This is a genomic window from Streptomyces sp. XY006 (assembly GCF_002237655.1).
In the GTDB taxonomy this organism is placed as follows: Bacteria; Actinomycetota; Actinomycetes; order Streptomycetales; family Streptomycetaceae; genus Streptomyces; species Streptomyces levis.
Genome location: NZ_NOKT01000011.1, coordinates 108,389 through 132,313, shown reverse-complemented (window position 1 = coordinate 132,313; position 23,925 = coordinate 108,389). Strand labels below are relative to the sequence as shown.

15 protein-coding genes are annotated in these 23,925 nt (G+C 73.8%); 9 read left to right on the top strand and 6 right to left on the bottom strand.

Going from position 1 to position 23,925, the window contains the following annotated elements; translation table 11 throughout:
* Positions 1-38: 38 nt before the first annotated feature.
* The 5 genes from CHR28_RS14825 to CHR28_RS14805 are packed head-to-tail and all read right to left on the bottom strand — an operon-like array spanning position 39 to position 5,168.
* Positions 39-707: an acetoacetate decarboxylase family protein gene (locus tag CHR28_RS14825; RefSeq protein ID WP_094054084.1), complete on the bottom strand. Its 669-nt coding sequence runs from the start codon at positions 705-707 to the stop codon at positions 39-41.
* 32 nt (positions 708-739) lie between these two features.
* Positions 740-2,971, bottom strand: coding sequence for a protein translocase subunit SecD (gene secD, locus CHR28_RS14820; protein ID WP_094054083.1), 2,232 nt, complete (start codon positions 2,969-2,971; stop codon positions 740-742).
* 51 nt (positions 2,972-3,022) lie between these two features.
* Positions 3,023-3,526 (bottom strand): hypothetical protein, encoded by a 504-nt coding sequence (locus CHR28_RS14815; RefSeq protein ID WP_094054082.1) that lies wholly within the window; start codon positions 3,524-3,526, stop codon positions 3,023-3,025.
* 2 nt (positions 3,527-3,528) lie between these two features.
* Positions 3,529-4,212 carry a response regulator gene (locus tag CHR28_RS14810; protein WP_094054081.1) on the bottom strand — a complete coding sequence of 228 codons (684 nt, stop codon included), beginning with the start codon at positions 4,210-4,212 and terminating at the stop codon, positions 3,529-3,531.
* Between the two features lie 2 nt (positions 4,213-4,214).
* Positions 4,215-5,168, bottom strand: coding sequence for a HAMP domain-containing sensor histidine kinase (locus tag CHR28_RS14805; RefSeq protein ID WP_179272441.1), 954 nt, complete (start codon positions 5,166-5,168; stop codon positions 4,215-4,217).
* Positions 5,169-5,461: 293 nt separating this feature from the next.
* Here CHR28_RS14805 and CHR28_RS14800 point away from each other — a divergent pair, with 293 nt between their 5' ends.
* The 3 genes from CHR28_RS14800 (at position 5,462) to CHR28_RS14790 (ending at position 6,740) form a co-directional block, all read left to right on the top strand.
* Positions 5,462-5,773 (top strand): TraR/DksA family transcriptional regulator, encoded by a 312-nt coding sequence (locus tag CHR28_RS14800; RefSeq protein ID WP_094054080.1) that lies wholly within the window; start codon positions 5,462-5,464, stop codon positions 5,771-5,773.
* A gap of 50 nt (positions 5,774-5,823) precedes the next feature.
* Positions 5,824-6,216, top strand: a complete 393-nt coding sequence (locus CHR28_RS14795; protein ID WP_373453353.1) for a TraR/DksA family transcriptional regulator — start codon at positions 5,824-5,826, stop codon at positions 6,214-6,216.
* A gap of 143 nt (positions 6,217-6,359) precedes the next feature.
* Positions 6,360-6,740 carry a hypothetical protein gene (locus tag CHR28_RS14790; protein WP_094054079.1) on the top strand — a complete coding sequence of 127 codons (381 nt, stop codon included), beginning with the start codon at positions 6,360-6,362 and terminating at the stop codon, positions 6,738-6,740.
* A 40-nt stretch (positions 6,741-6,780) separates the two neighbouring features.
* Here CHR28_RS14790 and CHR28_RS14785 read toward each other — a convergent pair whose 3' ends face one another.
* Positions 6,781-7,671: a restriction endonuclease gene (locus CHR28_RS14785; RefSeq protein WP_256984253.1), complete on the bottom strand. Its 891-nt coding sequence runs from the start codon at positions 7,669-7,671 to the stop codon at positions 6,781-6,783.
* Between the two features lie 234 nt (positions 7,672-7,905).
* Between CHR28_RS14785 and CHR28_RS14780 the strand changes: the two genes are divergently transcribed.
* The 6 genes from CHR28_RS14780 to CHR28_RS14745 all read left to right on the top strand — a co-directional run bounded on the left by CHR28_RS14780 (position 7,906) and on the right by CHR28_RS14745 (position 23,922).
* Positions 7,906-9,180, top strand: a complete 1,275-nt coding sequence (locus tag CHR28_RS14780) for an MFS transporter (RefSeq protein ID WP_094054077.1) — start codon at positions 7,906-7,908, stop codon at positions 9,178-9,180.
* Positions 9,177-12,824, top strand: a complete 3,648-nt coding sequence (locus CHR28_RS14775) for a type I polyketide synthase (protein WP_094054076.1) — start codon at positions 9,177-9,179, stop codon at positions 12,822-12,824. Before CHR28_RS14780 ends, CHR28_RS14775 begins: the two co-directional genes overlap by 4 nt.
* Positions 12,825-12,874: 50 nt before the next feature.
* Positions 12,875-20,551, top strand: coding sequence for a MupA/Atu3671 family FMN-dependent luciferase-like monooxygenase (locus CHR28_RS14770; RefSeq protein WP_306437566.1), 7,677 nt, complete (start codon positions 12,875-12,877; stop codon positions 20,549-20,551).
* A gap of 193 nt (positions 20,552-20,744) precedes the next feature.
* Complete coding sequence (locus tag CHR28_RS14755; protein ID WP_094054075.1) at positions 20,745-21,917, top strand: glycoside hydrolase family 64 protein; 1,173 nt, start codon at positions 20,745-20,747, stop codon at positions 21,915-21,917.
* A gap of 184 nt (positions 21,918-22,101) precedes the next feature.
* Entirely contained in the window at positions 22,102-22,773 is a 672-nt protein-coding gene (locus tag CHR28_RS14750; RefSeq protein ID WP_094054074.1) for a hypothetical protein, read from the top strand.
* A gap of 183 nt (positions 22,774-22,956) precedes the next feature.
* Positions 22,957-23,922, top strand: coding sequence for a YihY/virulence factor BrkB family protein (locus CHR28_RS14745; protein ID WP_094054073.1), 966 nt, complete (start codon positions 22,957-22,959; stop codon positions 23,920-23,922).
* Positions 23,923-23,925 lie beyond the last annotated feature (3 nt).

The following is a 23,925-nucleotide window of genomic DNA, read 5'->3' as shown; positions in this document are numbered from 1 at the left end:
CCGGGACACCGCACACCAGCCGTCCACGGCCGCCGCCCTCACGCGCTCCCCACGGTCATGCGGAAGTCGCGGATCGAGGCCGCCAGCAGCGCGCTCCGGCCGTCGAGACACGAGAGCGGTCCACCGGGCCCGGCCGTCATACGCGCCCGCCCCAGCCGGGTACGCCCCGACAGCCTCAGCGGCACTTCGCACCGCCCGTGCACGGGGTGCGGCTGCAGCAGCCGGCCGCGCACGGGCAGGCGCCCCGGCAGGGGCAGCAGATCCCGGTGCAGCCCCGTCACCACCGGATCGAGCCCCTCCCCGCCGCGCTCCACCACCACGCGGGTGCGCACGGGCGCCCGCCCGGGGCGCGCCGACGGCAGGGGCGCGGGGCCGAAGGCGAAGGAGCCGAGCTCCTTCGGGATGCCCCACAGCGTCCGGCCGCCGGCCCGGGAGCGTGCGTCGTCCACCCAGGCCTCGACCGCACACGCCGCGGGGCCGCGCCGGTCCCGCACCGCCAGGGCCACCAGCAGCTCCCGGTAGGCCAGCGTCCCGCCCGGCCGGTAGTCCACCCAGAACGTGACCACCAGGCCGGACCCGCCCAGCCGGAGCGGACGGATCCCGGCGGGCAGCCGCCAGCCGGGCATCTCACGCCGGGGCACCCGCCAGAGCGCCGCGAACATGTCGCCCCGCAGATGCCACGGCTCCGGGGGAAAGGGCTCGACCACCGGGGGTGCCTCCTGTCGCTCACCGGCCCTGCTCACCCCTTCCGGGTACCCGCCACCGCTCCGCCCGAGCGGGGACGACGCGGCCCGAGCAGGATCGCGAGCGGGGCGGCCGTGAAGACCGACGAGTACGTGCCGACGGCGATGCCGATGAGCAGCGCCAGGGCGAAGTCGGTCAGGGAGGACCCGCCGAGCACGGCCAGGGCGGTCAGGACCAGCGCGGCGCCCATGCCGGTGTTCACCGTGCGGGGCAGGGTCTGCAGGACGGCCGGGTTCACCAGGTCGGGCCAGGGCTTCTCCGGGTGGCGTCCCGTCAGCTCCCTGACGCGGTCGAAGAGGATCACCGAGTCGTTGACCGAGTAGCCGACGACGGTGAGCAGGGCCGCCAGGAACACCCCGTCCAGCGGCTTGCCCAGCCAGGCGAAGACACCGACGAGGATCACCACGTCGTGCGCCAGGGCCGCGACCGCGGCGGTGCCGAACACCCAGCGGAACCGGGCCGCCAGATACAGCAGTTGCGCGCCCAGGGCGACGGCGAGGGCGACCAGGGCGTTGCGGCGCAGCTCCTCGCCGAGGCTGGGACCGACGAGTTCGTCGCGGACCTTCTCCGCCCCGCCGGCCAGCTCCCGTACGGCCGAGGTGACCTCCGCCGCCTGCGCGTCGGTCAGCGGCTCGGTCCGCACCGTCAGCCCCGTGCCGTCGGAGGACTGTACGACGGCCCGGGGGAACCCGGCGTCGTCGAGAGCGGTCCTGACCCGGTCGGGGTCGACGGGGGAGGACGTCGCGTACTCGACGAGGCGCCCTCCGGTGAACTCCACGCCGAGGTCGACGCCGCGCACGACGGTGCCCGCCCCGGCCAGGACCAGCACGGCGGCGCCGACGGCCAGCCACCGGCGCGGGCGGCGCAGCAGCTGCGGGTCGCGCCGGGTCAGGCGCTCGCGGACGGCACCCGTGGTCGCGATGCCGGTGAGACCCGGCGACCGGCGTACCCGGGGCCGGCTCGCGGCGAACTCGGCGAGCACCCGGGTGATCACCAGCGCGCTGAACATGGAGGCGAGCACCCCGATGCCGAGGGTCACGCCGAAGCCCCGCACGGGCCCGGAGGCGAGGAAGAACAGCAGCCCGGCCGCGATCAGCGTGGTGATGTTGGAGTCGGCGATCGCGCTGAGGGCGTTGCGGAACCCGGCGGCCAGCGCCGAGCGCGCACTGGGGCGCCGACGGGCCGTGTACTCCTCGCGGGCCCGTTCGAAGACCAGCACGTTGGCGTCCACGGCCATCCCGATCGCCAGCACGAAACCGGCCAGGCCCGGCAGGGTGAGGGCGGCGCCGAGCGCGGCCAGGGCGGCGTAGGAGACGAGGCCGTAGCAGGCCAGGGCGAGTACGGCGAGCAGGCCCATCAGCCGGTAGACGACGATGACGTAGAGCGCGGTCAGGGCCGTGCCGATGGCGGCGGCCCAGGCGCTCGCGGTGATGGCCTGGGCGCCGAGGGTGGGGCCGACGGTGCGCTGCTCGACCGTCTCGACGGGCACGGGCAGGGCCCCGCCGTTGATGAGCAGGGACAGTTCCCGGGCCTCCGCCGGGCTGAAGGAGCCCGTGATCTGTGTGGCGCCGTCGCGGATGCCGCTGCCGCAGGCGACGGACGGGTCGACCTGCGGCGAGGAGACGATCTTGTCGTCGAGGACGATCGCGATCCGCCGCCCAGGGTCTCCCGCCGGCCGGCAGGCGGCCTCGCCGGTCAGGCCGGCCCAGCGGTCGCGGCCCGCGCCCTCGAAACCGACGGTGACGTGCCATCCCGCGCCGCCCCGGTCGTCGAAGCGGGCGGCGGCCTCCTTGACGTGCTCGCCGGTCAGGGCCGCGGGCCCCAGGCGCAGCGGCGCGCCGGACTCGTCGGGCAGCGTACGGACCGTGCGGTCCCCGGCCGCGGACACCGGGTGGAACGTGAGCTGCGCGGTGCGGCCCAGCACCTCGGCGGCCTCGCGCGGGTCCTGCACGCCGGGCAGTTCGGCGATGATCCGGTTCTCGCCGGAGCGGACGAGGGTCGGTTCGGCGATGCCGAGCGCGTCGATGCGGCCGCGCAGCACCTCCAGGGTGCGGTCGGTGGCCTCCCGGCCGGCCTCGGCGGCCGGGGTGGAGCGGGTCTCCAGCACGATCTGCGTACCACCGCGCAGGTCCAGCCCCAGGCGGACCGGCACGGTGACGGCGATGTACAGCGATACGGCGAGCAGGGCGAGGGCGAACAGGGCCCTCACCCGGGCGGAACGGGTCACGACAAGCCTCCGGCGGGCGCACCCGGGCACGGAGGGTGCGGCCGGGTGCTGTCAGGGAGAAGGGAAGGGAGCGTCGGGTGCCGGACGACGCGGGGGTGCCCGTTCCAGGCCGGGGGAGAGCGGTGGTGGTGCGACGGCGAGGGAAGGCGCCGGTGCGCGCAGCCGCGCCCCGGCGCCCGGGGGTGGGGCGGCCGTCCGCTGCGCGCCGGCGACCGGGTGGGAGCGCGGGGCGGGGTGCTCGCCCTGCGACTCCTGACGGACCGCAGCCCGGACCGCGCAGTCGGTGTCACAACCGCCGTCGACGCGCGTCCCGGTGTCCCGGTGCCCCACCCCTGCCGCCGCGTCCTCGACGGCTGCCGCCGCTTGGCCGTACGTCGGTCCGGTCGCCGGGCCGGGCGTCGGGTCGTACGCCACGCCGGACGTCGGGCCGTGCGCCAGGACCGGCGCCGGGCTCAGGCCTGCGCCATTGGTCAGCGTGGACAGCAGCGTCAGGACGAGGGCCGCCAGCACCGCGGCGAGGGTGGCCCTGTGGCGCCGCCGGGAGGTGAGGTCCACCCTCAGGGTTCGATCAGGCCGGCGCGGATGGCGTAGCGGGTGAGCTCCAGGCGGTCGCGCAGGCCCAGCTTCTGCAGCAGGTTGGCGCGGTGCCGCTGGACGGTCTTGACGCTGATGAACAGCAGGTCGGCGATCTCCTTGGACGAGTGCCCCTCGGCCACCAGCTTCAGGACCTCCTCCTCACGCGGGGTGAGCACCTGGTCGGGGGTCTCCTCGCCGTGGCGGGCCCGGTCGAGGTAGTTGCGGATCAGCGCGGTGACCGCGCCCGGGTAGAGGAAGGGCTCGTCCCGCACGGCCGCCCGGCACGCCGCGACCAGGTCCCGGTCGGCGACGGACTTCAGCACATAACCGCAGGCCCCGGCCTTGAGCGCCTGGAAGAAGTACTGCTCGTTGTCGTGCATGGTCAGCATCAGGATCCGCAGGCCCGGCTTGCGGGCGGCCAGCTCGCGGGCGGCCTGCAGGCCGGTCAGACGGGGCATGGCGATGTCGAGCACGGCCAGGTCGACCTCGTGCGTCCGGGCCAGTTCGACGGCCTCGGCGCCGTCACCGGCCTCCGCGACCACCTTCAGGTCCGGTTCCTGCTGGAGGATGAGCCGGACACCGCGCCGGACCAGGGCGTGGTCGTCGGCGAGCAGGATGCGGATCGTGCCGGTCCGCGTCTCGGCGGGCGTGATCGTGTCGGGCATGGTCAGAGCTGCTTCCTGGGAACGGGCGCGGTGAGCTGGACGCTGGTGCCGGCGCGCGGCGCCGGGGTGATCTCGAGGCTGCCGCCGATGAGCAGGGCCCGCTCGCGCATCCCGCGCATGCCGGCGCCTTCGCGCGGTGCCTCGATGCCGCGGCCGTCGTCGGTGACGGTCAGCACCACGCGGTCGGCGACGTGCCGCAGGGCGACGGTGACGCGTTCGGCGTCGGCGTGCCGGGCGGCGTTGGTCAGGGACTCCTGGGCGACGCGGTAGAGGACCAGTTCGGTCTCCGGCGCCAGCTCGGGGAGGTCGGTGTCGAAGCGGCGGGTGACGTGCATGCGGGTGTGCGTGGCGAAGTCCTCGGTGAGCGAGGTGATCGCGCTGACCAGGCCCAGGTCGTCCAGCACCCCGGGCCGCAGCCGGCGCACCACACGGCGGACCTCGTCCAGGGACTGCCGGGTGATCTCCTGGACCTCGTGCAGTTCCTCACGCAGCCGCGGGGGAGCCTCGTCCGCGCTGCGTTTGAGGCCCAGCAGGATCGCGGTCATGCTCTGCCCGACCTCGTCGTGCAGCTCCTGCGCGATCCGGCGGCGTTCGGCCTCCTGCGCCAGCAGGGCCCGGGCGCTGCTGGTGGCCCGCTCCTGTTCCAGCCGCTCCAGCATCGCGTTGAACGTGCGGATCACCTCCGGGACCTCGCCGCCCCCGGCCACGGGCAGGCGCTGGCCCGGGCGGAGCAGATCGACGGTGGTCATCAGCCTCCGCAGCCGCGCCAGGGGCGCCAGACCGAGCCGCAGCAGGGCCGCGTTGGCGACCAGCATCACGGCGAGACCGCCGACCAGGATGACCGCCTCGGTGAGCAGGATCGGCACGGACACCGTCACCGGGGCCCACAGCAGCAGCGCGGTGGCCGCGCCGAGCACCAGGGCGTTGAGGGCGAAGATCCGCCAGAACAGCGACACCGGACCGACGACTCCTCTGCTGACGTGCTCGGCGGTGCCGGTGCCTCGGTGCGAGGCCCCCGGCCGCCCGGGTGGTTCTCCGCCAGCCTGCCCCGGTCACCGACCCGGCGTCGATGGGGTCCGACCCCCATTTCCCCGGGGCGCGCCCCACCCACGACGGACCGTGTGGGTGACCCGCCCCGGCGGGAATGGGGCCCGCGCCCGATGGGACTTCGCGGCGGAAGGGACCAGGGTGGGAAGCGACGAGACCACCCAGCCGGACTGCCGCCGAGCAGCCGAGAAGAGGACCGATCATGACCCTGGAGGTTCCCCGGGCCGAGCCCGACCCGCACGAAACCCGACAGCGCCTGCAGCACGCCCGCACCTCCCGGCTGGCGCAGCTGCAGGCCCTCGACGAGAGCGGACCGGCCCCGGACGACTACCTGCTGTCCGAGCAGAAGACCGCGATGCAGCGGGTCCTCAAGGAGATCGACGAGGCCTTCCGGCGCGTCGAGCAGGGGACCTACGGCACCTGCCTGGGCTGTGGCAAGCCCATCCCCGCGGAACGGCTGGAGATCCTCCCGTACACCCGCCACTGCGTCGCCTGCCAGCGCCGCGTGGTGTGACCGCCCTCCCGTTGCGATCTCCTACGCCCTGCTCTGGAAGAAGGGGTGACGTGGTGAACCAGCAGACCGTCGGCCGCGGTGCCGGAACGCCGCCGGGTGCGCCGCACCTGTCGGCCGAGGACCTCGCCGTCCTGCGCGAGAACCTGCGCGAGCAGCGGCTGTTCCGCCGGGAGCAGTTGCGCCGGCTCACCGGGCCGGTCGCGTCCCGCGCCGAGGACCGGCGCGGGCAGCGGGCCTCCGCGCAGCTGGAGGTCAGCGTCAAGCTCGCCGCCTCGGCCCGGATGGTCCTCGCCGACGTCGAAGCGGCCCTCGCCCGCATGGACGCGGGTGTCTACGGCGCCTGCGGCCGGTGCCGGCGCGCCCTGGAGCGGGAGCGGCTGATGATCGTGCCGCAGGCCCGCTACTGCGCCCGCTGCCAGCGGGCCGGAGGCACCGCACGCTGAGCGGCACGGCTCCGCCGCGAGGTCGAGGCCCTGGTCCCTGACATCTGTCAGGGACCAGGGCCTTGCCCGCTTGCCTAGAGTGCGGGGCGCCAGGGGCGGGATCCCTCCCGCGCGCCACCCGGCACGGCATCGAAAGGACGGCCATGCGCAAGACGACCGCGGCACTCGCCGCCGCTGGAGCACTCGCCCTCGTGGTCACCACCGCACAGAGCGCCGCCGCCGACGGGCACGGCCGCGGCTGGTACGGCGTGTGGGCGAACGGGGTCAACGTCCGCAGCATCGACGGCGACTGCATCCACGCACCGAGCACCACGAACTGCCCGTCGATCATCGGCCAGCTCAACTCCTGGGACGAAGTCATGGTCTACTGCCAGGTCCCGGGCCAGTCGGTCGGCGGCAACCCCTACTGGCTGATGGTCCAGCCGCGTGGCTGGAGCCAGTACGGGATCATGTCCAGCTACTACGTCGAGAACACCACCAACTGGATCGACGGTGTGCCCGGCATCGAGGGCTGCGTGATCTGAAGCCCGTCACACCAGGGGCCGGTCGCCGGCCGGCAGCGGCTCACGATCCCGCGCCGGCCAGGTCCCACCCCGCCGTCCGGCCGCCCGGGGCGGTGTCCCAGGGGCGGGGGCCGGTGCCGTCGGTCCAGGCGCGCAGGGCCTCCCCGTCCACGCACACGATGCCGCACTGCTGGGCGTACTCCAGCGCGGGAGCGGTGAAGTCGCTCGTGGTGACCAGTGCGGCGACGTCGGCCTCGTGGACGGTGAAGCAGGTGCCGCCGAAGCGCTGCAGGTCCTGGGAGCCGACGCGGTGGGAGACGTCGTAGTACTTGCACTGGATGACCATGCGCCGGCCGTCTGGGGTGAGGGCCATGACGTCGGCGCCCAGGTCCCCGGCGCCGCCCACGACCTCGACGGCGGAGCAGCCGTCGCGTGCGCAGAGGGCGGCGACGGCCTCCTCGAACTCCTCGGGTGTCAGACCGTCGTACTCGGTGCCGCTCTCGAACTCCAGGGGGACCGTGGCGTCTTGGTCGGCGACGGTCTCGAACTCGACCGGGACCGTGACGCCCTGGTCGGCGACTGGCCCGAACTCGGCGGCCGCAAGCGTCCCGTGGTCGGCGACGGCTTCAACCGCCGGGCGGCCGGGGCGCGGTTGCGGGGCGTCGAGCGCGTCGGCGGCCTCCCGCGCGGCCTCGTCCAGCGCCGCCGCCGCCCGGCGTGCCGCTCTCGCCACGTGGATCCGCCGCCGTAGCCCCACGCATCCCGCGGCACCCAGCACGGCCAGGACGAACATCCAGGCCGGCCGCCGCTCGACGGCGTCCGCGACCATGCGTGCCGCGAGGCCGAGGACGCACAGGACGACGGCGAGGAACACGAAGAACAGCGCGGTCGAGCGGAGGTCGAAGCGGCGCCGGCGGTTCACCGGCGGTATCGGACGCGTGGGTGCGGTCACGGTGTGCCCCCCTGAGGGATCGATGGAAGATCGTTTTCACCGTCTTCCCAAGATCGGCATTCCATCTCCCTTGCGAGCGCTTCGAAATCGCCAAAACGCGACCGGAAGTCATATGGACCACTGTCGTGCCTTGAACAGGTCTGACCGGTTCTGCTTGGGTGACGGATCAATGGGGGGCGGTCCGGTCCCGGACCCGCGATGGTCACACCCTTCATGCAGACCAGGGGAAGGTGCATGAAGTACTTCCGTCTGCTCGTCCTGGGCAACGGCATCTCGGCGTACGGCAGTTACCTGAACATGGTGGCGCTGAACGTCTTCGTCTACGACGCCACCGGCAGCGCGCTCGCCGCGGGCCTCTTCATGGCCGTACGCCTGGCGACCAGCGTCGTCTCGGGCTGGGTCAGCGGGCGGCTCGTCTCGGTCCACGACCGCAAACGCCTGATGGTCGGCGCCGATCTGTGCCAGGCCGTGGCCCTGCTGAGCCTGCTGCTCGCCCCCGACGGCGTGCGCACCGGACTGCTGTACGCCCTCGCCGTGGTGACGGGCGGCTGCTCGACGCTCTCCCAGGTCGCCCTGCGCAGCAGCATCCCCGAGATTGTCGGATCCGAGCACCGGGTCCGCGCCAACGGACTGCTGGTGACGGGCCGTTCGCTCGCCATGATCGCGGGCTTCGCCTCCTCGGGCGTGGTGGTGGCGCAGCTCGGCTACTCCGCCGCCTTCGCCCTGGACGCGGCGACGTTCCTGGTCTCCGCCACCGTGCTGTTCCTGCTCCCCGTCCGCACCCGGGCAGCCGAGGACGCCGCGGACGGCGGCAGCCGGGCCGCCTCAGCCCCGGCGCGCTGGACGGTCCGGGTGCTGCTGGGGACGGCCCCGCTGCTGATGGCGATGATCGCCGTCCGGGCCGTCGACGGACTGGGCTCGTCCTCCCACAACGTGGCCCTGCCGCTCTACTCCAGCAGCCTCGACCCCGACCATCCGGCGACGTTCATCAGCCAGTTCTGGGCCACGTGGGCCATCGGGAACATCGTCGCCCAGCAGGTGATCGGTCGGGTCACCCGCAAGGCCGGACGGACCCCGGGGGAGCGGGCGTTCGCGCTCGGCGCCATCGTGATGTCGGCCGGGTTCATCATGGTCTTCAGCGGACTGCCGACGGTGCCCGCCGTCATCGCCGCGCTCGTCGCCGGGGCCGCCGACGGGTTCACCGAGACCGTGTACGTGTCGCGGCTGCAGAGCGCCCCCGACGAACAGCGGGGCCGTCTCTTCGGGCTGTCCGCCTCGGCCGAGAACACCGGCTTCGGCCTGGGCATGCTCGTCAGCGGCGCCCTGCTGGAACGTTTCTCGCCGCTGGAAGTGGTGGCCGCCTTCCACGGGCTCGCGATCGTCCTGTGCGCGGCCCTGCTCCTGCTGCTGACCCTCCGGCGCGGACGCACCCCCGCTCCGCCCGCGGACGGACCGGACGGACCGGCCGGACCCGACCGGTCCGCGGTGACGGAAGGGCACGGCCGATGACCACGACCCCTCCCGACCCGCGCATGGCCGTCATCGGCATGGCCTTCCGGCTGCCCGGCGCCGACACGCCCGAGGACCTGTGGCGGATCGTCCGGGACGGCACCGACTGCATCACCCGCTTCACCGACGAGGAACTGGCCGCCGCCGGAGTGCCGGCCGAGGAGTACGGGGCCGAGGACTTTGTCGGGGCCTCCGGGATCCTGGACGACCTCGCCGGCTTCGACGCCCGGCACTTCGCGATGAGCCCGCACGAGGCGTCGATCACCGACCCCCAGCACCGCCTGTTCCTGGAATGCGCCCAGCACGCCCTGGAGGACGCCGGCTACCCGCAGGAACGCGACGGCACCCGGATCGGCGTCTACGCCAGCACCGGCTACTACCTGTACACCCTGCAGAACTACCTGCTGAACAACGTCCTGCCCAGCCGGCCCCCGTCCGACTGGGTCACCGGCATGCAGACGATCGTCGGCAACTACGCCGACTTCACCGCTACGCGCGTCGCCTACCGCCTCGGCCTGACCGGACCCGCCGTCAACATCCAGACGGGCTGCTCCAGTTCCCTGGTCGGCGTGCAGTCGGCCGCACAGGCGCTGCTCATGGACGACTGCGACATCGCCCTGGTCGGCGCCGCCGCCGTCCACGTCCCGCAAGTCCTGGGCTACCGCCACGTCAAGGGCTCGATCCTGTCCAGGTCCGGACGCCTCAGGGCGTTCGACGCGGGCGCCGACGGCACCGTGGGCGGCACGGGCGTGCTGGCGGTCGTGCTGAAACGGCTGACCCGGGCCGTCGCCGACGGCGACACGATCCACGGCGTCGTCCTCGGCTGGGGCATCGCCAACGACGGCGCGAGCAAGTCCGCGTACGCCGCCCCCAGCGCCGACGGGCAGCGCGCCGCCGTCCGGCAGGCCCTGCGACGCGCCGGCGTCGGCGCGGACACCATCGGCTACCTGGAGACGCACGGCACCGGCACCCTCAAGGGCGACCCGATCGAGTTCGACGGCGCGGCCGGCGCCTACCGCGAGGACACCGACCGCACCGGCTACTGCGCCCTCGGCTCGGTCAAGGCCAACATCGGCCACCTGGACGCCGCGTCCGGACTCGCCGGCCTCGTCAAGGCCCTGCTGGTGCTGCGGCACGGCGTGATCCCGCCCATGGCGAACTTCACCCGGCCCAACCCGCTGCTCGGCCTGGACGGCAGCCCGTTCTACATCCCCGGCACCGCCCGGCCCTGGCCCGCCGGTGACGTGCCGCGCCGCGCGGGCCTCACCTCCCTGGGCGTCGGCGGCACCAACGTCCACCTGATCCTCGAACAGGCCCCGGAACCGGTACCCAGGACCGCCGCCCTCCCGCCGCCGGACGTGCTGCTCGTCTCCGGAAGCAGCCCGCAGGCCCTCGCCGACAACGCCCGGGCCTTCCGCGACCGGTTACGCCGTCCGCCCGCGCCGCACCCGGCGGACCTCGTCACCACCGCCGCCGTCGGACGCGCCCACGGCCGCCACCGGCTCGCTGCCCGCGGCACCACCCCGCACGCCCTCGCCGACGCCCTCGACGCCTGGCTCGCCGGCACCGCCCCGGCGAACGTCACCTCGGGCACGGCACCGTCCGACGAACCCCTGCGCGTGGCGTTCCAGTTCACCGGCCAGGGCAGCCAGTACCCCGGCATGGCCGCCGCGCTCTACGCGCGTTTCCCCGCCGTACGCGAGGTGCTCGACGCCTGCGAACTCCACCACCGCGACCTCACGGGCGACTCGCTGCTCGCCGCGCTCACGGTCGAGTCCCCGCCCGACGGGCCGGGGGAGGACCTTGCCCGGGAAACGGACGCCGCCGGTGAGACCGGCCCCACCGGGGAGACGGACTCCGTCGGGGAGACGGGCCCCGCCGGGGGGACGGACGCCGCCGGGGAGACGGACCTCGCTCAGCCCGCGCTGTTCGCCCTGCAGTGCGCCCTCGTCCGGCTGTGGCACGACACCGGCGTCGCCCCGTACGCCGTGACCGGGCACAGCGTCGGGGAGTACGCCGCGCTGTACGCGGCCGGGGCCCTGTCCCTGTGGGACGGGCTGCGCCTGACCACCGCACGCGGCCGGCTGATGCGGCAGCGCTGCGCGCCGGGCGCGATGGTGGCCGCGCCGCTCGACCGGGCCGCCGCCCTCGCGCTGGCCGCCGAGGTCCCCGGACTGGAACTCGCCGTCAGCAACGGAGACCGCGCCCAGGTGCTCGCCGGGCCCGTCACGGCCGTCGACCGGGCCTGCGCCCTGCTGGACGCGCGCGGCACCCCGGGGCGGCGGCTGCCGGTGACCCGTGCCTTCCACACCGCCCTGATGGAACCCATGCTGGAGGAGTTCCGGAAGGTCCTCGACGACGTGGAGTTCCGTCCGGTGCGGATCCCGCTCGTCAGCGCCCTGGACGGTGCGACGCGTCCGCCCGGCTGGATCCCGGACACGGACCATCTGCTGCGGCACACCCGCGAACCGGTCCGCTTCGACGAGGCGTTGCACGCCCTCGGGGCCGGCCGGCCCGGTCTTCTGCTGGAAATCGGGCCGCACACCACCCTCAGCGGCCTGGCCCGCCGTGCGCTGCCCGACGTCCCGGTGGTGCCGTCGCTGCGGAGGGGCGGTGCCCTCGGCGCCCTCTGGGGCGCGGCCGCGGAACTGCACTGCGCCGGAGCGGACTTGGGCTGGGAGACGCTCCTGGCCGGCAGCGGGGGCAGGCGCGTCCCGCTGCCCGGATACCGATTCCAGCACCAGGACCACTGGACCGGGCCGCAGCCGGCGGCCCTCGGCACGGCAGCGGCGCGAACAGCTAGAACAGCGAGAGCAGCGAGAAGGGGGACCGACGTGGTTCAGCAAGAGGCAGCGGTCGCGGGGGTATTGGACAGCATCGTCGAAGCGACGGCCCGGCACCTGGGCGGGGACCCGTCGGCGATCGACAGCGACGCGAACTTCTTCGACCTGGGCGCGGATTCGCTGCAGATGATCAGCGTGCTGCGGGAGCTGGAGCAGCAGCACCGGGTCAAGGTGACGATGCGGCAGCTGTTCGAGGAGACGGGGACCCCGCGGCGGCTCGCGCGGTTCATCGCCGCGCGCACGCCGGACACCGGGCAGCCGCCTGAGCCGACCACGGGGGAGCGGCCCGCACCGGAACGGACCGCTGCCGCTTCCGGGGCCGTACCGCCTCCCGGGCCCGCTGGCGAGGCGCCGTCGCCCGCCGCTTCTGCGGCGTACCCGCCGCCCGTGGCCCAGTCGGTTTCTGCGGCATATCCGCCGCCCGCAGCTCCGCCGGCTCCCGCGGCATATCCGCCGCCCACGGCCCCGCCGGCTCCCGCGGCATATCCGCCGCCCACGGCCCCGCCGGCTTCCGCGTACCCGCCGCCCGCGGCCCCGCCGGCTTCCGCGTACTCCTCGTACTCCTCACCCACGCCTCCGCCGGTTCCCGGGCCGGTGGCGCCGGTGGAGCCGGTGGCTCCCGCGTACGCCACCCGGCAGGAGCTGGAGGACCTGGCGCAGAAGATCCAGCAGATGTCCCACATACAGCTGCAGATGATGTCCCAGCTCTCCCAGCTCCTCGCGCTCCAGACCGCGGCGGCGACGGACCGGCTCAACGGCGTCCAGGGCGTCAACGGCCACCACGGCACGGTGGCGAAGTGAGCGGCGGACTGAACGGTGTGTCCGCCGCGCTGGACCGGGACCTGGCGGCCATGGCGGAACTCTCCCGGCGCATCAGCGAGCAGATGGGCACGGCCGCACCCGCCCCGGAGACACCCCGCGTCCACGGCCCCCGCGTGTCGGTCACGAGGACCTCCGGCATGGTGCGGGAGGCCTCCCCCCAGGCGCAGCAGGAACACCTCGCCGACCTCGTGCGCCGCTACACCGCGAAGACGCCGACCTCCAAGCGGATCGCCCAGCGCTACCGCCGTGTCCTGGCGGACAGCCGTGCCGTCGTCGGCTTCCGCAGCGCCACGAAGGAGATGCTCTACCCGATCGCCGGCCGCCGGGCGAGCGGGGCACGTCTGGAGGACGTCGACGGCAACGAGTACGTCGACATCACGATGGGCTTCGGAGTCCTCCTCTTCGGCCACGAGCCGGACTTCGTCACCGAGGCCGTCCGTGAACACCTCTCGCGCGGCGTCCAGCTCGGCCCGCGCAACGTCGAGACCGGTGAGGCCGCGGAACTGCTCGCCGAACTCACCGGACTGGAGCGCGTGGCCTTCGCCAACTCCGGCACGGAGGCGAACTCGGCCGCCATCCGCCTGGCCCGCGCCGCCACCGGCCGCGACAAGATCGTCACGTTCCTCGGCGCGTACCACGGCCACGCCGACAACGTCCTGGGCCGTGCCTCGGGCAGCGGCGCCGAGCAGCTCACCGTCCCCGTCTCCCGGGGCATCCCGCAGAGTGCCGTCGCCGACCTGCTGGTCCTCGACTACGGCAGCGACACCGCGCTGGAGACCATCAGCCGGCACGCCGGCGACATCGCCGCGGTCGTCGTGGAGCCGGTGCAGAGCAGGCACCCGTCGCTGCAGCCGGTGGAGTTCGTGCGCAAGCTGCGCGAACTCACCCGCCGCCACGGCATCGTCCTGCTGTTCGACGAGATGCTGACCGGCTTCCGCCCCGCCCCGCGCGGCGCCCAGGAACTGTACGGCGTCACACCCGACCTGGCGACGTACGGCAAGCTCCTCGGCGGCGGCTTCCCCATCGGCGCCATCGCGGGCCGTGCCGACATCATGGACGGTGTCGACGGCGGCCACTGGTCGTACGGCGACGCCAGTTACCCGCCGGCCGACACGACCTTCTTCGGCGGTACGTACATCCAGCACCCGGTGTCGATGGTCGCGGCCCGTGCCGTCCTGGCCCATCTCAAGGAGCACAGCCCTCTTCTCCAGGAGCGGCTGAACGCGCGCACCGCCGAACTGGCCGCGACCCTCAATGGCTTCTTCGAGGCCGAGGAGTATCCGCTGCGGATGAGCCACTTCGGCTCACAGTTCCGCTTCGAGCACCGCGCCGACATGGAACTCCTCTACCACCACCTGATGCTGCGCGGCGTGCACGTCTGGGAGTGGCGCAACTTCTTCCTGTCCACCGCCCATACGGACGGCGACATCGAGTTCGTGGCGGACGCCGTACGGGAGTCGCTGCGCGAGCTGCGGTCGGCGGGGTTCTTCCCGGGCGGGAAGGCCGTCGCCCCAAGACCGGCCCCGGCAGCACCGGCACCCATCCGCGAACCGGCGCCTCCGGAGGCACTCCAAGTGGCGCCTCCGGTGACACCTCAAGCGGCGCCTGCGGCGACATCGCCGGCGATACCCTCGGCGCCGCCTTCGGCGGAACCCGCCCCCGTGGCCTCCATGGCCTGGAACGCCGCCGCCGTGAAGACCGCCCCGGCCCCGGCTCCCGCCCAGGCCCCGGCCCCCGCCCCGATTCCGGCTCCGGCGAACGAAACCCCCGCCCGCACGCCCGACTTCAGCGTCTACTTCTTCGGCGACTACCCGCAGGACGTCCCGGCGCCCCGCGACGGCCGGTACGAACTCCTCATGGAGATCGCCCGGTTCGCCGACCGGCAGGGCTTCCACGCGCTGTGGATGCCCGAGCGCCACTTCCACTCCTTCGGCGGTCTCTTCCCCAACCCGGCCGTGCTCGCCGCCGCGCTGTCCCGTGAGACCGAACGGATCCGCCTCAACGCCGGTTCCGTCGTCCTGCCGCTCCACGACCCGATCCGGGTCGCCGAGGAGTGGTCGATGGTCGACAACCTCTCCGGCGGACGCGTCGGCATCGGCGTCGCGAGCGGCTGGAGCGCCAACGACTTCGTCTTCTTCCCCGACCGGTTCGGCCGGCACAAGGAGCTGATGTACGAACAGCTCGCGCAGGTACGGGAGTTCTGGCGCGGAGAGCCCCTGCGCCGGACCGGCGGGGACGGCGAGACCGAGGTGAGCCTCTTCCCGCGCCCGGTGCAGGACGCCCCGCCCCTGTACACCGCGGTCGTCGGCAACCCCGCCTCCTTCGAACTCGCCGCCCGCCACGACCTGGGCATCGTCACGAACCTGATGACCCAGACGGTGGAGCAGCTCGCCGACAACATCGCCCGCTACCGGAGCACCCGGGCCCGGCACGGCCTGGACCCGGACGCCGGGCGGGTGGCCGTCCTGCTGCACACCTACCTCGCCGGGGACCACGACACCGCGCGCACCGAGGCGTACGAGCCGCTGTCCCGCTACATGCGGGCGTCCTTGTCCGTGTTCAGCGGCGTCACCAACAGCCTCGGCCACAGCATCGACCTGGCCGCCCTGAGCGAGGACGACCTGGAGGCGGTCTTCCGCCGGGCCTACGGCCGCTACTGCGACCAGCGCGCCCTGATCGGCACGGCGGACAGCGTCCGGCCGGTGGTGGACGCCGTCACGGCCGCCGGTGCCGACGAGATCGTCTCCCTGGTCGACTTCGGGGTCGAAGCGGACCGGCTGCGCGCGGGACTGCCCCACCTGGACGCGCTCCGCCGGCACTACGGCCGTGAAGACACGGCCGGTTCACCGCCCCCGGCCCCCAAGGTGGTCCGGACCGCCGCCCCCGCCGACGCCCCCCTGTCACCCGGGCAGGAACGCATCTGGTTCCTGGAGCGCCTGCTGCCCGGGCGCACCGCCTACAACGAGATCAAGGCGATCCGCCTCGCCGGCCCCCTCGACGTGCCCGCCCTGCGGGCGGCCCTGCGCGGCCTCGTGGCCCGCCACGAGGGCCTGCGCACGGTCTTCGAGGAGAGGGGAGGTGAGCCCCGGCAGGTCGTACGGGCCGCGGCGGAGCCCGACTTCGAGGTCGTGGACGCCACCGGCGCGCCCGACGCCACCCTGCGGGACGTCCTGTCGGCCGAGAGCGGCCGCCGTTTCGACCTGGCGACCGGCCCGCTGTTCGTGACCCGGCTGGTCAGGACGGCGGAGGCGGAGCACGTCCTCGTCCTGTCCCTGCACCACATCGTGATCGACGCCGCATCGGCCACCGTCCTCGCCCGCGACCTGTCCGCCCTCTACCGGTCCGAACGCGACGGAACGACCCCCGACCTCCCCGCCCTCACATGGAGTTACGCCGATTACGCCCGGGAACTCGCGGCGTCGGCGCACGGCCCGGAGAGCGAGGACGACCTGGCGTACTGGCGCCGGACCCTCGGTGGCGAGCTGCCCGTCCTGGCGCTGCCCACCGACCGGCCGCGCCCCGCCACCATGACCTCCCACGGCCGGGCCGTCTTCCACACCCTCGACCCGGAACTCTCCCACCGGCTGCGTGAGCTGAGCCGGACCCGGCGCGGCACTCTCTTCATGACCCTGCTCGCCGGGTACACGGCGATGCTGCACCGGGTCACCGGCCAGACGGACATCGTCGTGGGCACCCCGTTCTCCGACCGGCCCGAGCGGGCCGAGCACCTGCTCGGCTTCTTCGTCAACACGCTCGCCCTGCGCCTGGACGTGTCCGGCGACCCCGCGTTCGCGACCCTGCTCGACCAGGTCCGCTCGGTCGCGCTCGACGCGTACGACCATGCGCGGGTGCCCTTCGAGCGGGTGGTGCGCGAGCTCGCCCCGGCGCGGGCGGTCGACCGGACACCGGTGTTCCAGGCGTTCGCCGAGTTCCAGCGCGCCGAGCCGTTCCGCTTCGACCTGCCCGGCATCGAGGCCACCCCGCTGGACGCCGGCCCGGACAAGGCCCTGACGGACCTCACGGTCTACTTCACCGACCAGCCGGACGGCATCCGCTGCCATCTGGAGTACAACACCGACCTGTTCGACCGGCCCACGGTCGACCGGTTCTTCTCGACGTTCCGGGACCTCCTCGCGGCGGCGGCCGACACGCCGGAGGCGCCGCTGTCGCGGCTCGCGGTGGACACCGTGGAGACCGCGGCGGAGGGCGACCCCGTGCCGCCGTCCTGGAGGCGTGGACCGGTCCGTCCGCCCGTGGACACCACCGTCCACGAGCTGGTGGCCCGCCAGGCCGCCGCCCGGCCGGACGCCATCGCGGTCGTCAGCGGCGACCGCCGACTGACCTACCGCGAACTGGACGACCACTCCGACCGCCTGGCCACCGTCCTGCGCGAGCAGCAAGCCCCGAGCGAGCAGCAAGCCTTGGGCGAGCAGCAACCCCCGGGCGCGGAGCCGGCCCCGGCTACGGAGCGACCCCCGGGCCCCGAGCAGACGGTGGCGTTGTGGCTGCCGCGTTCCGTCGACCTCGTCGTCGCCATGCTCGCCGTACTCAAGGCCGGCCGCGCCTACGTGCCCCTCGACCCCTCGATGGGCCGGGCCCGGGCCGAGCAGGTCATCGCCGAGTGCCGGGCCCCGATCGTGGTGTCCACGCCGGAGGCGGCCGCCACCCTGACGCTGCCCGGGGGAGTGACCGTCCTGTCGCCCGACACGGCTCCACGCCGGACGCCGGGCACCCCCGTGCCCGCCACCGGCCCGGCCTCCGCGTGCTGCGTCCTCTACACCTCCGGCAGCACCGGCACCCCCAAGGGGGTCGTGGTGTCGCACCGCGGCGTCGTCGACCTGTGCGCCTGGCAGCACGGGCGTTTCGCGCTCACCCCGGACGACCGCAGCGCCGCCGTGTGCAGCCAGAGCTTCGACGCCTGTCTGCTGGAGATCTGGCCGGCGCTCACGGCAGGCGCCTCGGTCACGATCGCCGGCGACGACCTGCGCCGCGATCCCCTCGCCCTGGCCCGCTGGTACGCCGAGCAGGGCGTCACCTTCTCCATCCTGCCCACCGCCCTCGGTGAGCAACTCCTGGGCCTGCCCGCGGGCGACCAGCCTCCGCTGCGTCATCTGCTGCTCGGCGGCGACGTCCTGCGCACCCGGCCGCGGCCCGAGGCGCCGTACGAGACGGTCAACGTGTACGGGCCCACCGAGACCACCGTGCTGTGCACCACGGCCGCGGTCGCCCCGCGGGGACCGGAGTCCGACCGGCCGATCCCCATCGGACGCCCCGTCGACAACGTGACGGTGAGCGTGCTCGACTCCGCCGGCCGTCCGGTGCCGGTCGGCACCGTGGGGGAGCTGCACATCGGCGGCCCCGGTGTCGCCCTCGGCTATCTGCACCGCCCCGAGCTCACGGCCGAGCGCTTCACCCCGGACCCGGACGGTGGCCCCGACGCCCGCCGGTACCGCACCGGCGATCTGGTCCGCTGGACCGCCGAGGGGACCCTGGAGTTCCGCGGCCGGGCCGACGACCAGGTGAAGATCCGGGGCTTCCGGGTCGAGCCGGAGGAGGTCGCCCGCACCCTCAACTCCCTGGACGCCGTACGGGAGGCGGCAGTCCTGGCCCGCCGCAACGCCCACGGCGAGGCCTACCTCGCCGCCTACGCCGTCCCCGCCGGCCCGGTCGGCGCGGCGGCCGACGACCGGCAGGCGTGCGCCGACGCGCTGGCCGGGCAACTGGCGGCCCGCCTGCCGGAGTACCTGGTGCCGCGCGCCTGGCGGATCCTGCCCGCCCTGCCGGTGTCCGGCAACGGCAAGCTGGACCGCTCCGCGCTCCCGGCACCCGACCTCGTCTCGACGGCCCAGGCCCGCGAACCGGCCCCAGCTCCCGAACCGGCCGTGGCTCCCGAACCGGCCGTGGCTCCCGAACCGGCCGTGGCTCCCGAACCGGCCCCGGCCCGCGAACCGGCCCTGGCTCCCGAACCGGCCGTGGCTCCCGAACCGGCCGTGGCTCCCGAACCGGCCCCGACCCGCGAACCGGCCCCGGCTCCCGAACCGGCCCAGGCCCCTCGACCGGCCCCGGCCCCCGAACCGGCCCCCGCACCCGCCCCCGCCACCGGCAACGAGCCACCCCCCGGCCGCCCCACGGACGTCGAGCGGCGCGTACGGGCGCTCTGGGCGGCCGAGTTCGGCCTCGACCCCGACGGCCTCGCGGCGGACGCGTCCTTCTTCGACCTCGGCGGACACTCGATCACCGCGATGCGCCTGGTCAACCAGGTCCGTGAGGAATTCGGCACCGAGTACCCGATGCTCAGCTTCTACCAGGAGCCCACCCTGCGGGCCATGACGGCCCACCTCACCGAGGCGGTCGGGGCCACGACGCCGGACGCGGCACCCGCACCCGGCGACGACCTCCCCGGCACGGTCGAGCGCCGGGCACCCGCCACGCTGCAGCAGGCGCGCTTCGCCACGGTGCACGCGGGCCACCGTCTGCCCCAGGTCTTCAACGTCGCCCTGCGGCTCACCCTCACCGGCACCCTGGACGTGCCCGCCCTGCGCACCGCCCTGACCCGGCTGGTCGAGCGGCACGAGGGGCTGCGCACCCGCCTGGCCCCGGCCGGGGACGGCTGGGAGCAGCAGGTGCTGCGGCCGGGCCCCGTGGACCTGCCGCTGGAGGACCTCACCGCACGGCCCGCCGGGGAACGCCGGGCCGCGCTCGACCGGGTGAGCGCGGAGGTCACCGAGACCCCTGTCGATCCGACCCGCGGCACGCCGATGGCGCTGCGCCTGCTGCGCACCGCCGACGACACCTGGGTCCTGCTGCTCGTCCTGCACCACTCCGCGTGCGACGGCTGGTCCGTCAGCCTGCTGCTGAGGGAACTCGCCGCGCTCTACGGCTCCGCCCGGCAGGGCGTGCCCGACACCCTCCCGGACGTGGAGTGCCAGCCGGCGGCCTACGCGCACTGGCAGCAGGAACAGGCCGACGAGGCGGATGAGGACCGCAAGGTGCGGTTCTGGCTGCGCGCACTCGACGGGGTGCCGTTCACCGTCGGCCTGCCCCTGGACCGGCCCAGGCCCGACTCCCCGAGCGGGCGGGGAGGAGCCGTGCCCTTCACCGTCCCGGCCGAGGTGCGGGCCGCCGTCGAACGGCTGGCGAGGCAGCGGGGCACGACACCGTTCGTGGTCACGGCGGCGGCCCTGGGCCGGCTGCTCGCGCGCACGTCCGGCCAGGACCACGTGGTGTTCAACATCTCCTACGCCAACCGCGAGCGCCGCGCGTTCGAGTCCCTGCTGGCCTGCACGATCACCGGGTTCGCCCTGCCCGTGCGGGACGGGGCCGCCGGCTCGTTCACCGCGCTGACGGACCGGGTCGCCCGCACGGCCGTGGAGTGCATGGACCACGCCCTGCCGGTGCGCCGGATCGCTCCCGCCCTGCGGGAGCACACGGGCATCGAGGTGCCGGACCGGCTGGACGTCGGCTTCGCCTACCAGAGCTCCCTGGACGCGGAGGTCGAACTGCCCGGTCTGACCACGGCGGTGGAGGATCTCGCCCCCGCCGCCGCCCGCACGGAACTCACCTTCGGCCTCGTCCCGGCCGGGGACGAACTCCGGGGCTTCGTGGAGTACTCCTCCGACCTGTGGGACCGCGCCACGATCGAGGGCTGGACCCGCGCCTACGTGGACCTCCTGCGCGAGGAGACCGGCCGGGCGCTCGACGACTGATCCGCCCGCCCCGCCGCCCCGCGGGGGCGCGCCGACGACGGCGCGCCCCCGCGGGGCGGCGTCAGCATGTCCAACTCATTGACAGGTCCGGACCAAAAGGTAACTCTGAGAGCGCTCTCAAACTCCCCGGAACGCCCCACTCGTCGAACGGAGGCAGAGCGTGCTACGGACACTCGGACACCGGGTCAGAGTCATGGGTCTCGCCCTGGCCGCGGCCCTCACCGGCTCCCTGCTCGCGGCCGGAACCGCCGCACCGGCCCACGCGGCGGTCCCCGCGACCATCCCCTTCAAGATCACCAACAACTCGGCCCGCGGCGACCAGGTGTACATCTACAACCTCGGCACGGACCTGGCGACCGGACGTCAGGGCTGGGCCGACGCCAACGGCACCTTCCACCCCTGGCCCGCGGGCGGCAACCCCCCGACGCCCGCCCCCGACGCCTCCATCCCCGGCCCCGCGGCAGGGCAGTCGACCACCATCCGCCTCCCCAAGTTCTCCGGCCGGGTGTACTTCTCCTACGGGCAGAAGCTGGTCTTCAAGCTCACCACCGGGGGCCTGGTCCAGCCCGCCGTGCAGAACCCGACCGACCCCAACCGCAACATCCTGTTCAACTGGTCGGAGTACACGCTCAACGACTCCGGGCTGTGGATCAACAGCACGCAGGTCGACATGTTCTCCGTCCCGTACGCGGTCGGGGTGCAGCGGTCCGACGGCACCACCGCGACCACCGGCCGGCTCAAGCCCGGTGGCTACAACGGCTTCTTCAACGCCCTGCGAGGACAGCCCGGAGGCTGGGCCAACCTGATCCAGACCCGCTCCGACGGCACCGTCCTGCGCGCCCTGTCGCCGCTGTACGGCCTGGAGACGGGCGCGCTGCCCGCCAACGTCATGGACGACTACATCAACCGCGTCTGGCAGAAGTACGCCACGTCGACCCTGACCGTCACGCCGTTCGCCGACCAGCCGGGCACCAAGTACTACGGCCGGGTCTCCGGCGGCGTCATGCACTTCACCAACAGCGCCGGTGCCGTCGTCACCAGCTTCCAGAAGCCGGACGCGTCCTCCGTCTTCGGCTGCCACCGGCTGCTCGACGCGCCCAACGACCAGGTGCGCGGCCCGATCTCCCGCACCCTGTGCGCCGGCTTCAACCGCTCCACGCTCCTGACCAACCCCAACCAGCCGGACACCGGCGCCGGCGCCTTCTACCAGGACAACGTCACCAACCACTACGCCCGCAAGATCCACGCCCAGATGGCCGACGGGAAGGCCTACGCCTTCGCCTTCGACGACGTGGGCCACCACGAGTCCCTCGTCCACGACGGCAACCCGCGCCAGGCCTACCTCACCCTCGACCCCCTCAACTGACCACTCCCACGGCAAGTTGATGATTCATCAGTTCTGAACATCAAATTCAACTTTGCCGTTCCTTGGTACAGGTGGGTCGGTCTTTACGTGAGTCTCTTCGGCAACAGGCGGTGACCGCCGCCCCTGAAGCACCACCGGGCCCTGCGGTCACCGTCCCCCCACGCACCGAGGATGAGAGAGACCCATGAAGACCCACCGCACCCCGCGGTACGGCCGCCGTACCACGGCACTGACGGCGGCCGCACTCGGCACGATCCTGGCCGCGGCCGTGCCCGCCACGGCCGGGGAACAGCCCACCGCACAGCAGATCCTGGCCGACTGCGCCTCCGGCGAAGGCAAGTGCACCTTCAACTCCCCGCAGCTCGGCGAGGCCTACCTGGGCGAGCCCCGGCAGGTCTCCGACCTGCTCTACAACTGCACGGACTCGCCCGCCTCCCAGTCGATGTCGTGGGCCGACACCGTGGGGTCCTCCCACTCGGTGGGCGGCTCGGTCACGGTCGGCGGAGGCATCGAGGGCATCGTCACCGCCAGCGTGACCGCCACCTACAACTACACGTGGCAGAGCTCGCGCACGGAGACCAGTTCGTTCACGGTGACGGTGAAGCCGGGAGAGGTGGGCTGGATCTCCCGGTCCCAGGTGATGCAGCAGATCACCGGCACCTGGCAGACCCACTACGACGACCGGAAGTGGGACCACTACTACTGGTTCGTCCCCGACGTGATCACCGGCCCCGCCCCGAACGGCACCGACGGCAAGCACAACGCGGTCGTCGTCAAGTCCCGCCCCATGACGGCCGACGAGAAGAAGCTGTGCTCCACCGGCTCCACCCGCGACGAGGTGTTCACCCGCGGCTGATCCGCCACCCGCGACCGGCCCCGCACGGCGCTTCCCCGCCGCGCGGGGCCGGCCGCGGTAGGGGGACCGGCCGGCGCGTACGGGGGAGCGGCCCGCGAAGTCGTGCACACTCCGAGGTCGCACGGGAAGGCTCACGGGGCAACCGGTCTGGGAGCAGCCGTTCGACAAGGGAGCGTCCACGCCATGGGTACAGCCGTCCACGTCCCCCAGACCCGGGACATGATCGGGGAGGAGCTCTCCGGCGACGAGGCGTTCACCGCGCTGCGCCACTACGGGGGACTGCGGCTGCTGACCGACTCCTTCGCCCGGTTCCGCTACGCCGACGGGTTCACCAACGCGCGGGCCCTCGCCTTCCAGGTGGTGCTCGGGCTGGTCCCCTGCACCGTGGCGCTCGTCGGACTCGCCACCTCCGTGCACACCGAGGGCGTGGGCCGGGTCGTCGAGCTCACCCTGGGCCGGATCGTGCCGGGCGCCAGCGCCGAGATCGTCCAGGACGCCTTCGACGGCACGCGGCGCACCGCGCACGGCGACGTCTGGAGCACCCTGGCGCTCTGGCTGGGCCTGGGCTTCGCCCTGCTGAACCTCGCCTCGGCCATGGGCCAGATCGAACGCGGCGCCAACCGCATCTACGGCATCGAGCGCGACCGGCCCTTCCCACGCAAATACGGCCGGGCCATCCTGCTCGCCCTCGCCGCCGGACTGCCCCTCGTGCTCGGCTTCGTCGTGCTCGTCGCCGGCGAGGCCGTGGGCGACGCGGTGGCGGACACCGCCGGCTGGGAGGAGGACGGCCTGCCCTGGTGGGGCGTGCTCGACATCCCGGTGGGACTCGCCCTCGCCTGGATCGCCTCCGCCGTGATCTTCCGCTGGTCACCCCGCCGCGTCCAGCCCGGCTACACCTGGCTGGCCTTCGGCTCGGCCGTACATCTGCTGCTGTGGGTGTCGGCCACCTGGCTGCTCGCGCTGTACGTCGAGGAGAGCGGGGCCTTCGGCGCCGTCTACGGGCCGCTCACCGCGTTCATCGCCCTGCTGCTGTGGGCGAACCTCACCGCCGTCGCCCTCTTCCTCGGCATCGCCTTCGCCGCCCAGCTGGAAGCGGCCCGCGCCGGCATCACCTCAGCCGTCCAGCCGGATCCCGGGCCGGGCAGGTGAGGG